Annotated in this window: 12 protein-coding genes; 5 read left to right on the top strand and 7 right to left on the bottom strand. The window is 44.7% G+C overall.

From position 1 onward, the window contains the following. Window positions 1-147 precede the first annotated feature (147 nt). Entirely contained in the window at window positions 148-732 is a 585-nt protein-coding gene (locus FXV75_RS07465; RefSeq protein WP_148832120.1) for a Fe-Mn family superoxide dismutase, read from the top strand. A 49-nt stretch (window positions 733-781) separates the two neighbouring features. Here FXV75_RS07465 and FXV75_RS07460 read toward each other — a convergent pair whose 3' ends face one another. Then, on the bottom strand, window positions 782-1,219 hold the full coding sequence (locus tag FXV75_RS07460) for a TerB family tellurite resistance protein (protein WP_148832117.1): 438 nt from the start codon (window positions 1,217-1,219) through the stop codon (window positions 782-784). Window positions 1,220-1,221: 2 nt separating this feature from the next. Further along, window positions 1,222-1,683 carry a DUF6942 family protein gene (locus FXV75_RS07455; RefSeq protein WP_148832114.1) on the bottom strand — a complete coding sequence of 154 codons (462 nt, stop codon included), beginning with the start codon at window positions 1,681-1,683 and terminating at the stop codon, window positions 1,222-1,224. Window positions 1,684-1,887: 204 nt separating this feature from the next. On the opposite strand from FXV75_RS07455, the gene FXV75_RS07450 reads away from it, so the two are divergent. From FXV75_RS07450 to FXV75_RS07435, 4 genes are all read left to right on the top strand, one after another. Next, window positions 1,888-2,286, top strand: coding sequence for a YeeE/YedE family protein (locus FXV75_RS07450; protein WP_148832111.1), 399 nt, complete (start codon window positions 1,888-1,890; stop codon window positions 2,284-2,286). A gap of 9 nt (window positions 2,287-2,295) precedes the next feature. Continuing rightward, the gene (locus FXV75_RS07445; RefSeq protein ID WP_148832109.1) at window positions 2,296-2,715 is read left to right on the top strand and encodes a DUF6691 family protein; all 420 of its coding nucleotides are present in this window, start codon (window positions 2,296-2,298) and stop codon (window positions 2,713-2,715) included. A 316-nt stretch (window positions 2,716-3,031) separates the two neighbouring features. Continuing rightward, on the top strand, window positions 3,032-4,198 hold the full coding sequence (locus FXV75_RS07440) for a type III PLP-dependent enzyme (protein WP_148832107.1): 1,167 nt from the start codon (window positions 3,032-3,034) through the stop codon (window positions 4,196-4,198). 113 nt (window positions 4,199-4,311) lie between these two features. Next, window positions 4,312-5,151: an MOSC domain-containing protein gene (locus FXV75_RS07435; RefSeq protein WP_148832103.1), complete on the top strand. Its 840-nt coding sequence runs from the start codon at window positions 4,312-4,314 to the stop codon at window positions 5,149-5,151. Between the two features lie 65 nt (window positions 5,152-5,216). On the opposite strand, the gene FXV75_RS07430 is transcribed toward FXV75_RS07435, so the two are convergent. The 5 genes from FXV75_RS07430 to FXV75_RS07410 all read right to left on the bottom strand — a co-directional run bounded on the left by FXV75_RS07430 (window position 5,217) and on the right by FXV75_RS07410 (window position 13,947). Continuing rightward, window positions 5,217-6,803 carry an ABC-F family ATPase gene (locus tag FXV75_RS07430; RefSeq protein WP_148832099.1) on the bottom strand — a complete coding sequence of 529 codons (1,587 nt, stop codon included), beginning with the start codon at window positions 6,801-6,803 and terminating at the stop codon, window positions 5,217-5,219. 297 nt (window positions 6,804-7,100) lie between these two features. Continuing rightward, a complete protein-coding gene (locus tag FXV75_RS07425) occupies window positions 7,101-7,454 on the bottom strand; it encodes a RidA family protein (RefSeq protein WP_148832096.1) in 354 nt (117 codons plus the stop codon). A gap of 104 nt (window positions 7,455-7,558) precedes the next feature. Further along, entirely contained in the window at window positions 7,559-8,167 is a 609-nt protein-coding gene (gene cobO / locus FXV75_RS07420) for a cob(I)yrinic acid a,c-diamide adenosyltransferase (protein WP_148832092.1), read from the bottom strand. A 28-nt stretch (window positions 8,168-8,195) separates the two neighbouring features. Then, the gene (metH, locus tag FXV75_RS07415; protein WP_148832089.1) at window positions 8,196-11,930 is read right to left on the bottom strand and encodes a methionine synthase; all 3,735 of its coding nucleotides are present in this window, start codon (window positions 11,928-11,930) and stop codon (window positions 8,196-8,198) included. Between the two features lie 193 nt (window positions 11,931-12,123). After that, complete coding sequence (locus tag FXV75_RS07410; RefSeq protein WP_148832085.1) at window positions 12,124-13,947, bottom strand: hypothetical protein; 1,824 nt, start codon at window positions 13,945-13,947, stop codon at window positions 12,124-12,126. Between the last annotated feature and the right edge of the window lie 85 nt (window positions 13,948-14,032).

The following is a 14,032-nucleotide window of genomic DNA, read 5'->3' as shown; positions in this document are numbered from 1 at the left end:
TATGGCCGTTATTAACAAAAATTATGGAATATTATGATAGAACAAACCTAAATAATATTATCTTAAGATGTTCAGTGCTACTATATAAGCACCATTAACTGCTTGATAACAAGCATTTTTCGTTAAATAAAAGCAAGGAGAATTGAAATGGCTTTTGAATTACCCGCTCTTCCTTACGCTAAAAACGCATTAGAGCCACACATGTCCGTTGAGACGCTTGAATACCATCACGGCAAGCATCACAACACGTACGTTGTAAAACTAAATGGCTTACTTCCTGGGTCGGAATTTGAAAACAAAACGCTTGAAGAGATCATTACCTCTGCATCAGCGGGCCCTGTTTTCAATAACGCAGCTCAAATTTGGAACCATACGTTTTTCTGGAACAGCTTAAGCCCTAATGGTGGTGGTGAACCAACAGGCGACCTAGCAGACGCCATCAATGCAAAATGGGGTTCTTTCGCAGACTTTCAGGCCGCATTTGACGACAAAGCAGTAAACAACTTTGGTTCGAGCTGGACGTGGTTAATAAAAAACACGGATGGCTCCCTAGAAATCGTTAATACAAGCAATGCGGGTACGCCAATGACAAGTGGTCAAACACCAGTCATCACGGTTGACCTTTGGGAACACGCTTATTACATCGATTATCGCAACGTACGTCCAGATTACCTAAAAGGTTTCTGGGCACTTGCTAACTGGGAATTTGCTTCAGCAAATTTCGCAGCATAACGTCGTTAGTGTAAGTCCAGTCAGAAAACGCGGCCTTGGCCGCGTTTTTTTATGCTCTTTCGTTTTGAGCCAACAACTTTGCTTGAATAAATTCTGAATGGGGCATAAAAAGCAATTCGCTTATACGTCTAATACGGTGATTCTCGTGGGCATCAATGTTCCCATCCGCTAAAGCCACTCTCCACAAGGCTTGTAGTAAGAACATTTTTTGTTCTAATGATGCTTGATCATTTATAACCTTAGTGAACTGGTACAAATCGTTTGCTTGATCTAAGTCCGCCCTCGCCTCTTCGTACAGCAAATCCACATCGTCACCTAGCTCACTGATATCACGAAGAAAGGCTTTGACTTGCTGCTCTTCTTTATAATCGATTTTGTGATCGGATAGCATGACCTCCATCAGTAAAACGGCAACGGCTTTTTGGTAGGTAATTTGTTCTCCTTGTTCAACTGGTAAGGTGAAAAGTTTTATAAAAGCCTGAAACATTGTTACTCCAAAATTTGCGCTCTTAATGCGCTAATAAGAACATTAGGAAATTGCCTATAGTCTAAGTACGGACACCACACATAGGGCAAGTTTACATAAGCCACATGCTTATCTCCCACAATTTGTGCCATCCCGCTGACGGGGTAGCTCTGGCGAAAAGTATGGCCCACCACAAAAAGAAGCCCTTTATATCCGCTCACCTGCTTAGCTGAAAAACACACCCCCAACCTCGACCATAAGTGTCTCTCTCGATGCTCTCGCCAAGTATCGTCGTTGGGTGACAGCAACTTGGCCATAATGGTCAATATTTTACGCCAATGATTACCGTTTAGCTCAATGAGCTGATTGATATCCGGTGCCTTCAAAAAACGACTATCATAGTGATCCGGTAAGATCGGCTTATTGGGCAGTAAGAAAACAACCGACGCCTCTTCTGCTGATGCGCCCAACCAAAGTGCAGTCATAACTTTTCTTCCCTGCGCTAATAATAACGTGTGCAATGATTAAGAGCCGATTAGTAACAGTAAAGATTGTGCAATCACTCTCATCTTGAGAAATTCAAATTAACAACGCCCAAGCCAAAATAAAACATTTTTTTAAAACAATGTTGTAGACATAAGCGACAGATTTAAATTAGAATTATCTTATATTAAAACTAGGAGTCAAAAATGGATTCAATATTTAACCCTCTAATTGGTGGCTTACTGATTGGCTTAACCGCTACTTTCTATTTGTTAACCATTGGTAAAGTGATTGGAATAAGCGGTATTTTGTCACAATTACTGTTTTCAAAAGAACGATTTTTGCCCTTTCTGTTCATTATAGGTTTGATTATTGGAGGAAGCGCTTACGGCGTTTTAACGGAACAAACCGTCCCCTTTCCAGAATTGAGAAGCCCTTTATTACTCATCATTTCAGGGCTTCTAGTCGGATACGGAACACGACTTGGTGGAGGCTGCACCAGTGGTCACGGCGTATGTGGTATTTCAAGATTTTCACCACGTTCAATTGTAGCCACACTGACGTTTATGGCAACCGCTATTATCACCGTGTCCATACTTAACTAGGAGAATAACATGTACGCATTAATCACTCTTGGCTCAGGGCTGCTCTTCGGATTAGGTTTGGCTTTCTCTGAAATGACCAACCCGGCTGTTGTAATTGGTTTTTTAAATATTTTTGGTGACTGGAACCCTTCTTTAATGATTGTGATGGCTAGCGCCATTGCTGTGGGTGTCGTGGGCTACGCTATTAAAGAAAAGCGAGTTGCTCCGCTATTAGGAGCTAAGTGGATGGTTCCAACGCTGCGACACATAGATGCTAAATTATTAGTAGGGTCTTCTTTGTTTGGTATTGGCTGGGGAATCAGCGGTTACTGCCCAGGTCCAGGCCTCACTGCGTTAACGAACAACCCCAGTGAGGGGGTGTATTTTATAAGCGCATTAATAGTTGGTAGCGGCTTGTTTCATGTTCAGTCACTGTTAACTCAAAAGTAGAGAACCGTGTTAGTACACAATTAAGAGGCCTTGATGGCCTCTTTTTTTATACGCATTTTTCATCACTTTTTTTTCGCATTTTAATGGCTCATATTTTTCACACAAAAACATGAAAAAACACTTGACGCGAAACGGCTTGCATTTTAAATTTCGCCCGCGTCATTGCTGAACATAATCCGCACCGCTTCAACTGCTGCGCTAGTCGCTTAAGGCATTCATGCCGGATAAGTAACAGCCACAAGTAGGACGGGAGAAGGTAAAGGCGTTTACTTATTTAATCGGTTTATGTTTTGTTTATTAAAGGAGCTTCACGCCCATGTCTATTGACGTCAATTCTTTCTACTCTCCAGAGCGCTTTGCGCGTTTTAAAGCCTTCGCAGAAACGAAAGATACCCCATTCGTTGTGATCGATACTGAGATCATCGACGAAGCTTACACAGAATTAACTAAGGGATTTCCGATAGCGGATATTTTTTACGCCATAAAAGCCAATCCCGCACCTGAGATATTAACCTTACTTCGAGATCGTGGCGCCAGCTTTGACGTCGCTTCTCGCTATGAATTAGACAAGCTGTTAGCCATTGGCGATGTAACCCCTGATCGTGTCAGCTACGGCAACACCATCAAAAAAGCCAAAGACGTTCGTTACTTTTATGAAAAAGGCGTACGCATGTTCGCCACCGATTCGGAAGCCGATTTACGCAACATTGCCAAAGCGGCTCCTGGTTCCCGTGTTTATGTTCGTATTTTAACCGAAGGCACGGTGACGGCTGATTGGCCTTTATCACGTAAATTCGGCTGCCGTCCAGACATGGCAATGGACTTATTGGTATTAGCAAAAGAATTGGATCTTATCCCCTATGGCATTTCCTTCCATGTTGGCTCTCAGCAACGTGATATTGGTGCTTGGGATGCCGCCATTGCCAGCGTAAAAGTGATTTTCGAGCGCCTGAAAAAAGAAGATGGCATTGAGTTAGAAATGATCAATATGGGCGGTGGTTTCCCAGCAAACTACATTGCCCGCACGAACGATCTTGCAACGTATGCTGAAGAAATCACGCGCTTCTTAGAAGAAGACTTTGGCACTAAACTGCCACGTATCATTTTGGAACCGGGTCGCTCTTTGATATCAAATGCAGGCGTGTTGGTGAGTGAGGTCGTGTTGATTTCACGCAAATCTCACACGGCTCTGAATCGTTGGATATTTACGGATGTTGGTAAATTTTCCGGACTGATTGAAACACTAGATGAATCCATTAAATATCCGATTCATGTTGATAAAGGTGGCGAGCTAGAAGAAGTGATTATTGCTGGCCCGACTTGTGACAGTGCGGATATTATGTACGAAAACTACAAATATGGCCTTCCGCTTAATTTAGCGATTGGTGACCGTATGTATTGGTTATCTACCGGTGCTTACACCACCACGTATAGCGCAGTAGAATTTAACGGCTTTCCTCCGTTGGCGTCTTACTACTTATAATTCGCTGATTAATTACCACAACCACAAGCCTCATCGATAAAACGCTGAGGCTTTTTTATTGATATGACTCACTGTCTGGGTGAAGATATCCACCCATACCAAAAGGAGCTTTCATGTCGTTTTCCCTAAGTGAACTCACTATTTATCCGATAAAATCCATTCAAGGCGTTACCTTGGAAAGCAGTCGAGTCGAATACGCAGGGTTGAGTGGCGACCGGCGCTTCATGCTCGTCACCCCAGAAGGGCAATTTATCAGTGGCCGCGAATACCCTTCTCTTACCCTCGTAACGGCCCTTGAACTTGATGACGCTCGATGGCAGTTAAACCATCCAGAGACGGTCGAATCTTGTATTCTTGATAAAGCACAGTTTTCACCGAATTATAAAGACGTGGTGGTATGGGATAGCAAGGTGCACGGTCAGAAAACCCATAAAAAAGCAGATGCTTGGTTTAGCTCGCTGATCAAAGAGCCTGTCGAGTTAATGTACTTTGGCGAGCGCTCTCAACGCCATACCGGGCGCCGACCAGAGATGCCGGTGGCTTTTGCCGATGGCTACCCTTTTTTATTGACCACTCAAGCGTCGTTGGATGAGTTGAATAGAACGTGCACAAGAACGATAGACATGGCGCAATTCCGACCAAACTTAGTTATACAAGGCAACAAAGCGTTTGAGGAAGACAGCTGGAAACGAATTCATATTGGTGAGGTTGAGTTTGAAAATGTTAAACCCTGCATTCGCTGTATTTTTACCACGCTGCACCCGACAACGGCAGTGCGCGTAGGCAAAGGAGAGCCTTTAAAAACCCTCGCGAAATTTCGTTTTCTTAGCGAGAAAGAGGGCATTACTTTTGGAGTAAATATGATTGCACTCAATACAGGTATGATCCACCTGAATGACCCCGTAGAAGTACTGGAGTACCAAGAGCCTGATCATTATATTGATCGGCGTTAATTTTCTTTGGCATAAAAAAGGAAGCCATTTGAGGCTTCCTTTTTTATGCGGCCAATGAAAGAAAATCAACCTTCTTGTTTTGCTAAATACTCATCATATGTGCCATGGAAATCCACAATGCCCGCACTGGTGACTTCCACGATACGCGTAGCCAAAGAAGAGACAAACTCACGGTCGTGGGAGACAAATATCAAGGTGCCTGGGTAGTTTTCCAACGCCAAGTTTAATGACTCGATGGATTCCATGTCCATGTGGTTAGTTGGCTCATCCATCACCAAAACGTTCGGCTTTTGTAACATCATTTTGCCAAACAACATGCGACCTTGCTCACCACCAGACAATACTTTAACCGATTTTTTGATGTCATTCTGAGAGAACAATAAGCGCCCTAGCGTACCACGTATAATTTGCTCATCGTCGCCCTCTTGTCCCCACTGTCCCATCCATTCAATCAGGTCCACATCTTTTTCAAATTCGTGATGATGGTCTTGAGCGTAATACCCAATATTAGCATTTTCCGACCATTTGATCGTTCCTTTGGTCAAGTCAGTATCGCCGACTAAGCACTTTAATAAGGTGGTTTTACCAATACCGTTTGGCCCAATAACCGCAATACGTTCGCCTACTTCCACCATCATATTTAAACGGCTAAAAAGCGGCTCATCGTAAGATTTCGCTAGGTTTTCAATTTGTACCGCCATGCGGTGCAATTTCTTTTCTTGTTCAAAACGAATAAACGGGTTCTGACGGCTAGACGGTTTAACCTCTTCAAGCTGAATTTTATCAATTTGCTTGGCGCGAGATGTTGCTTGCTTGGACTTAGACGCATTGGCAGAGAAGCGGCTCACGAACGCTTTAAGTTCGTTGATTTGCGCTTTTTTCTTTGCATTATCAGACAATAAACGTTCGCGAGATTGCGTAGCGGCAGTCATGTATTCATCGTAGTTGCCTGAAAACAAACGCAGCTCGCCATAATCCAAATCGGCCATGTTAGTGCACACGGAGTTCAAAAAGTGACGGTCGTGGGAAATAATAATCATGGTGCAATTACGTTCAACCAACACCCCTTCCAGCCAACGAATCGTATTGATGTCCAAGTTGTTGGTTGGCTCGTCCAGCAATAGAATTTCTGGATCAGAAAACAAAGCTTGAGCAAGCAAAACACGAAGTTTCAAACCCGGCGCCACTTCACTCATTAAGCCATAGTGCTGCTCTGTCGGAATCCCTACGCCTAATAACAGTTCACCGGCGCGTGCATCTGACGTGTAACCGTCCATTTCAGCGAATTCCGCTTCCAAATCACCCGCTCTAAGGCCATCGGCTTCGGTCATTTCTGGGTTGGCATAAATGGCGTCTTTTTCGGCTTTGATTGCCCAAAGTTCAGTGTGCCCCATGATCACGGTATCGATAACAGAAAAGGCTTCATATGCAAATTGATCTTGCTTCAATTTACCAAGGCGTTCGCTAGGATCTTTAGAAACGTTTCCAGAACTTGGCTCTAAATCACCACCAAGAATTTTCATAAAAGTGGATTTACCACACCCATTCGCGCCAATAAGACCATAGCGCTTGCCTTCTCCAAATTTAACAGAGACATTTTCAAAAAGAGGTTTTGCACCAAATTGCATGGTGATGTTAGCCGTCGTTAACAAAGTATTCTTCCGTATTTCATGAGGTAAATGATGTTGCCCCTAATCAATTGAGCCTCAGGGCAAAAATAATATGGTGCATTATCGCACAGATTGGACACAGTCTTCTAAGGGTGAGCACTTAAATTACAAAAAAAGAGCATACGGTGGGCTAGCTTAGCGCCAAATTGATTATCAATCTAATGTCATCCAAGATAAATCAGCGGCAGGCCAGTAGCAATGACAACACTGGGAGAGTTTTACGGTAGGAGTAAACCACAGTGTGCCAACACAAGACGGTGTTAGCACGTATAAATGCGATTATTTTATGGCCGCGACAACGGAGATTTCTACCAATAATTCTGCCCTTGCTAACCTTGCCTCTACACAAGCACGGGCCGGAGCATGACCTTGAGGAATCCACGTATCCCATACCGCATTCATGGCGGTAAAATCTTTCATGTCACGGAGGTAAATGGTCGCAGATAAAATATACGATTTGTCTGATCCAGCTTGGTCTAGCAATACATCAACCTTGTCAAGCATGGTTTTAGTTTGTTCAGCAATGTCCGTATTCGCATCAGCACCTACTTGGCCACACAAATACACCGTTTCGTTATGTTTCACGATTCGACTCATGCGCTGACCTACTTCCATGCGTTCAATGGTAGCCATAAAAAACCTCTATTAGATCAAAAAATTAAAATCAGGGAAAAAACCGCAATGAAATCAATGCGGCTTTACAATAAATTGACGCATTAATATAAAACGATAAGGGTCTAAAACTCCAGCCCTTTTTGCGCTTTAATGCCACGTTTAAAAGCGTGTTTAATTTCTTTGATCTCACTGACTGTATCAGCAAGTTCGACCAGTGCGTCAGAAGCCCCACGACCTGTCACCACAAGGTGCTGGTTATCAGGTCGGTTCATGAGGGCCGTGAGTACATTATCTTCGGCTAGATACTCATAATGCAGCAAGTAAGTAAGCTCATCGAGAACCACCAAATCGATACTCGGATCTAACAGCATCTGTGACGCCTTTGCCCAGGCTTGCTCGGAAGACGCCACATCGGATTCACGATTTTGGGTTTCCCATGTAAAACCCGCAGGCATGATTTCCCACTGCACATTATCTTGACGTTTAAAAAAATCAATTTCACCTGTGTTCCATTCGCCTTTTAAAAACTGCACCACTCCGACTTTCATGCCATGACCAAGAGTACGAGCGACCATACCCAAGGCGGAGCTGGACTTGCCTTTGCCATTACCCGTCAGCAAAACAAAAGTGCCCTTATCTTCTTGCGCTTTCGCGATGCGTTTGTCCACATGCGCTTTAATAGACTTCATGCGTTCTTTGTGCTTCTCAGGATCTTTAATCGCTTTTGCCATGGTGCTTTTTTCCTATCAATCGTCGAGATTAAATTCGATCGTCTTCAGGGTCATAACCCAAATTGGGCGCTAACCAGCGTTCAGCATCGTCTTTCGTCATACCGGTGCGTGCCGCGTAATCGTCTACTTGATCTGGGCCAATTTTGCCCACACCAAAGTAAGTCGCATCTGGGTGCGCAAAATACCATCCACTGACAGCTGCCGTCGGTAACATGGCAAAGCTTTCGGTAATCTCCATGTCGATATTGGCTTTCACATCCAATAAGGTCCACAGCTTGGCTTTTTCAGTGTGATCTGGGCAGGCTGGATAACCTGGAGCAGGACGAATACCTTGGTATTTTTCTTTAATTAATTGTTCATTGGTTAAGTCTTCAGCAGCAGCGTACCCCCAGAATTCTTTACGCACTTTTTCATGAAGGTATTCAGCGGTTGCTTCCGCCAAACGATCCGCCACGGCTTTGATCATAATGGAGTTGTAATCGTCATGATCCGCTTCATACGCCGCGACCAAAGGATCGATACCAAAGCCAGCCGCACAAGCAAAGGCGCCAACATAATCGGGCACACCACTTTCTTTTGGTGCAACAAAATCGGCCAAACTGTGGTTGTATTTACCTGGTGCGGTCAGCTCATTTTGAATACGAAGGAAGGACAAACGCTCAATCACTTCGCTACGAGACTCATCGGCATAGATTTCAATATCATCATGATTCACTTGGTTCGCTGGGAATAAACCCACGACCGCACGGGCTTGCAAACACTTGCTAGCGATCACATCGTCGAGCATAACGAGCGCGTCTTGGAATACACGGGTGGCTTCAACACCGACAACGTCGTCCGTCAAAATGCGCGGGTACGCGCCGGCTAATTCCCACGTTTGGAAAAAAGGTGTCCAATCGATGTAGGCTTTAACACGTTCAAAATCAATATCTTGTTCGGTCAATACCGTTACGCCCAGTTTATTAGGCGACACAATTTTGCCAGCAAACTCAAGCGGTGCTTTGTTTAAACGCGCCTTGTCAAGAGAGACTCGACGACCCGCTTTTGCACGATCTTTGTATCGAATACGGGTTTTTTCGTAATCGTCTTTTATCTCATCAACAAAGGCTTGGTAACGCACCTTGTCTTTACTCAACAGGGCACTGGCCACCCCCACACTACGTGACGCATTGGTCACATGAACCACTTGATTGCGTTTGTAGTTTTGTTCGATCTTGACGGCGGTATGGGCTTTCGATGTTGTGGCGCCACCAATCATCACTGGTAAATCAAACCCTTGGCGTTGCATTTCTTTGGCTACATGGACCATTTCGTCGAGTGAAGGCGTAATCAGACCTGATAAGCCAATCATATCGGCTCCGACTTCTTTTGCCGTACGAAGGATTTTCTCCGCTGGCACCATTACACCCAAGTCAATCACTTCAAAATTGTTACATTGCAGCACCACACCGACGATGTTTTTGCCGATGTCATGTACATCGCCTTTTACGGTTGCCATCACAATCTTGCCATTGCTTGACGACGCCGTGTCTTTATTGAGGCGCTTTTCCTCTTCAATATAAGGCATTAAATAGGCCACGGCTTTTTTCATCACTCGAGCGGATTTCACTACTTGAGGCAAAAACATTTTACCGGAGCCGAACAAGTCCCCGACAATGCTCATGCCGTCCATCAGTGGCCCTTCGATTACCTCCAGTGGCCTTGCGTACGCTTGGCGTGCCTCTTCGGTGTCTTCGTCAATAAATTCGGTAATGCCTTTCACTAAAGCGTGACTCAAACGCTCCGCCACAGGTAAGCCGCGCCATTCTTGGGTTTCTTTTTCGGCGACTTCACCTGTTCCGGCAAACTCCCCCGCCATTGCGAGCAAGTTATCGGTAGCATCGGGTGTACGGTTTAAAACGGCATCTTCAACGGCATGACGCAATTTCGGAGGAATGTCTTCGTACAGCGCCAGTTGGCCAGCGTTCACGATGCCCATGGTCATACCTTGCTTAATGGCATGGTACAAAAACACGGCATGAATCGCTTCACGCACCGGGTTGTTACCGCGGAACGAAAACGACACGTTTGAAACACCACCCGAAATTTTGGCATAAGGCAGCTCGCGAGTGATGTCACCCGTTGCTTCGATAAAATCCAACGCATATCGGTTGTGTTCTTCTATGCCGGTTGCAATAGCAAAGATGTTTGGGTCAAAAATGATGTCTTCTGGTGGGAACCCCACTTCGTCGACCAAAATATGATAAGAACGACGGCAAATTTCAATTTTACGCGCACGGGTATCCGCCTGTCCGACTTCGTCAAACGCCATCACGATCACCGCGGCACCGTACTTCATAAGCTTACGAGCTTGCTCACGAAACTTGTCTTCGCCTTCTTTCATACTGATGGAGTTCACGACGCCTTTACCTTGAACCCATTTCAAGCCAGCTTCAAGAATCTCCCATTTGGAAGAATCTAGCATGATGGGTACCCGCGATATGTCGGGCTCAGAGGCAATGAGTTTTAGAAATCGCTCCATAGCCGCTTGCGAGTCCAACATGCCTTCATCCATGTTGATGTCGATGATCTGTGCGCCGTTTTCTACTTGCTGACGAGCCACATCGAGAGCTGTGTCAAAGTCACCCTCCTTGATTAAACGCTTAAACATCGCTGAACCGGTGACGTTGGTGCGCTCCCCCACGTTAACAAACAAGCTGTTGCCATCGATATTAAACGGTTCCAGTCCTGACAAGCGGCACGCTTTTTCAATGTGGGGTATCACTCGCGGAACGGCATTTTGAAACGCGTCAGCAAAGCTTTTAATGTGTTCTGGCGCCGTACCACAGCAACCACCAATGATGTTCAAAAAACCAGAATCAACCCAGCCTTGAATCTCTTCTAGCATCTCTTCGGGTGATTCATCGTATTCACCAAAGGCATTTGGCAGTCCAGCGTTCGGGTGGGCTGAGACGTGTGTGTCGGCAATACGGGATAATTCTTCGACATACTGACGCAACTCTTTTGGGCCTAAGGCACAGTTTAAACCCACAGAAATAGGTTTAGCATGAGAAATCGAGTTCCAAAAAGCCTCGGTTGTTTGACCCGATAAAGTTCGGCCCGACGCATCGGTAATGGTGCCGGAAATCATAATCGGATAACGTACACCATTTTTCTCAAAGTAATCGAGAACAGCATAGATGGCCGCTTTGGCATTTAAGGTATCAAAAATAGTTTCAATCAAGATCAGATCGACGCCGCCTTTAATAAGACCGTCTACTGCGACTGTATAAGCATCGACCAGTTCATCAAAGTGAACATTGCGAAAGCCTGGGTCGTTGACATCGGGAGAAATAGTACAGGTACGGCTGGTGGGCCCTACTGCACCAGCAACGAAGCGCGGTTTATCTCGATTTTGTTGCGTAAATTCATCGGCCGCTTCACGGGCTAATCGCGCTGACTCAAAGTTCAGCTCGTAGCTCAGCGCCTCCATGTGGTAATCCAGCATGGAGATGTAATTGGCGTTAAAGGTGTTGGTTTCAATGATGTCAGCGCCGGCCGCAAGATAGCCTGAATAAATGGCTTTAATGATCTTAGGCTGAGTTAAGGAAAGAAGGTCGTTGTTGCCTTTAAGGTCACTCTCCCAATCAGCAAAACGCTCGCCACGATAATCTTGTTCTTCTAGTTTATAGGCTTGAATCATGGTGCCCATGGCGCCATCCAGAATCAATACGTTTTCAGCTAGTCGTTTCTCAATAATAGAATACGAATCGGACTTTACCACTCTCACCACCTCAAAAAAGAATATGCGAGAGTACTATACCGAAAAGCCATGCATTTCGCGTTGAAAAAAAGTAATGAAGAATTGAATGATCCGAGGAAGACATCAAAGTGCACGATTTTTAAGTTAAACCGTACACTTTAAGAGGCAAGCTTACTTAATTAAAAAATCAGTAAGCCTTATTAGACTGGGAATCTTAAGCGTTAGCTGCGTTTCTTGATTTATTAATACGACCGATAAGAAAACCACCTAATAGTCCTAATAAAATAGCCATGCCCCAGTAACCGTATTTTTCGAATAAGTTTGTATTGATAAGCGACAGCGTTTGATTAGCCCGATAGAGATGTCGCTCAATCACTTGCTCTTGAAAGTTTATCTGTTGTGTGACGAATAAATTAAGTTGGGCTTTTGGTTTTTCATTGAGTCCCGCCACACGCCAGCGCCATTGTAAGCGACCATTTTGTACCACTGCACTGGCAACACCATCACTGATCATTTGAATGTCACTGTCAGTAACCAATTCTGCAAAATATGTTTGACCAGATAAAGCCGGTTGCACATCAGCCGACACCAAAATCTCAAACGTATTATGCAAGGCTATTTCATTAGGCAATTGCCATTGCACATTGTTCAATGTCGAGCTGGTTTGCAGTACCAATGAATCGATTAATGCCGCTACCGAAATCCCTTTATTTTCTTCCAATTGCAATGCTTGCTGAGTCGTTTCTAACGTATCCGCCAGGGACTTAAGAGCTTGCTGACTTGTTGCTAGTGCTTCTTGTGCCACATTAACTTGGATCGACAACGCCGTATTATTTTGCTGAGCTTGTGCCAACTTAGCGTCCATCTCTTTCCAGCGCGCTTCATAATTGGCACTTTCATCGAGCGAAGCTTCCAATTTCACAACGTCGTTCTGATACGATGCAATCGCCCGCTTTTGCCTTTCTACACGTGCTTTTAAATCCGCTAAATCGCGTCTTAACTGGGCATTTTCACGCTCATAATTTAATGCAGCCGTCGTTTGTAAAGGCGGTATGATTTGTGACGGTGGCGCTTCGTCCGTAACCGACGCATTCAAGGGCACACTGATTGATTTTGTTGGTGTAATAATGGCTTTAACCGGCGTTTTTGAAGTGTCTAACGGTTGTGCTTGCTTGACCTCGAACGAGCGAATTTTATCCCAAAGCACCTGATGTTGAGCTCTGGCGTCTGACAGAGCGCCGCCCAGAATGAGATTTTCATTTTTTAACGAAGATAAACGCTGTTGGTTTGACTCATTGTCTGCTTCCAAGCGGGAGTACTCTTGTTGCAAGGATTGGTTCTCGTCCAGTAACGCTAAGTAACCTGTTTCAAAGCGATTGTCTTGAACCGTTGCAGGGGCAGAAATCGGCTCAGGCAGGGTTTGCAATTGCGCAACCTGTGCCTTCAACCTTGTATTTTCATTAGTCAAAGCGATGTTGTCTTTTTCTAATTGAGCGATACGACGTTTCAACACATCACTGTCCAACGTCAATCCGGTATAGCGTGATTCAAGCTCTTCGCGTGCGGCTTTTTGCGCTTCTAATGCCGCGATTAATTCAGCGTTGGACGTCGTTTTCTGTAATTCTGATATAGTACGGTCTTTTTCATCAAGAGATTGGTTCAACAAGAACAGCTGTTGTCCTTTATCGTCAAGCTGCTGCTGAAGTGAAAGAATCAAGGCATTTTTTGATTGTATATCATCACCCAAAGACGCAATTTTCAATGTTAACGTCTCGATTTTAGCGAGATTACTGTCAACTTTAGGGCGCATAACTGGCAACTTCGGCACAGCAATACCGTTACCCTCTGACAAGGGTGATGGAATAGAACGTGGCGAAACAGATTGCGACGATAAGGTTTGCGATGGCACAACGATAACAGCTTGCTCTTTCGCATCCGACACAAGTTCAGACTCACTCTGCTGACGAGAGGAAGTACTGCAGGCAGAAAGTAGCACGCCCAATGCAATAGGAAGCACCATCATTTTACAGGGTTTCATTTTTCGCTCCTTAACAAACTCAAGGTCGACAATAGGTTAGATTGCCTCTCTTATGACAGATTTACGCTTAGAATGCAAAGAAGCG

Origin of the sequence: Marinomonas sp. IMCC 4694 (assembly GCF_008122525.1) — a bacterium.
GTDB lineage: Bacteria > Pseudomonadota > Gammaproteobacteria > Pseudomonadales > Marinomonadaceae > Marinomonas.
This window is presented reverse-complemented; position numbering and strand designations above follow the sequence as displayed.

Bases quoted from the DNA above. Each gene is read 5' to 3' on its own strand.
- FXV75_RS07465 (WP_148832120.1), top strand. From the start codon at position 148: ATGGCTTTTGAATTACCCGCTCTTCCTTACGCTAAAAACGCATTAGAG.
- FXV75_RS07460 (WP_148832117.1), bottom strand. From the start codon at position 1,219: ATGTTTCAGGCTTTTATAAAACTTTTCACCTTACCAGTTGAACAAGGA.
- FXV75_RS07455 (WP_148832114.1), bottom strand. From the start codon at position 1,683: ATGACTGCACTTTGGTTGGGCGCATCAGCAGAAGAGGCGTCGGTTGTT.
- FXV75_RS07450 (WP_148832111.1), top strand. From the start codon at position 1,888: ATGGATTCAATATTTAACCCTCTAATTGGTGGCTTACTGATTGGCTTA.
- FXV75_RS07445 (WP_148832109.1), top strand. From the start codon at position 2,296: ATGTACGCATTAATCACTCTTGGCTCAGGGCTGCTCTTCGGATTAGGT.
- FXV75_RS07440 (WP_148832107.1), top strand. From the start codon at position 3,032: ATGTCTATTGACGTCAATTCTTTCTACTCTCCAGAGCGCTTTGCGCGT.
- FXV75_RS07435 (WP_148832103.1), top strand. From the start codon at position 4,312: ATGTCGTTTTCCCTAAGTGAACTCACTATTTATCCGATAAAATCCATT.
- FXV75_RS07425 (WP_148832096.1), bottom strand. From the start codon at position 7,454: ATGGCTACCATTGAACGCATGGAAGTAGGTCAGCGCATGAGTCGAATC.
- cobO (WP_148832092.1), bottom strand. From the start codon at position 8,167: ATGGCAAAAGCGATTAAAGATCCTGAGAAGCACAAAGAACGCATGAAG.
- FXV75_RS07410 (WP_148832085.1), bottom strand. From the start codon at position 13,947: ATGAAACCCTGTAAAATGATGGTGCTTCCTATTGCATTGGGCGTGCTA.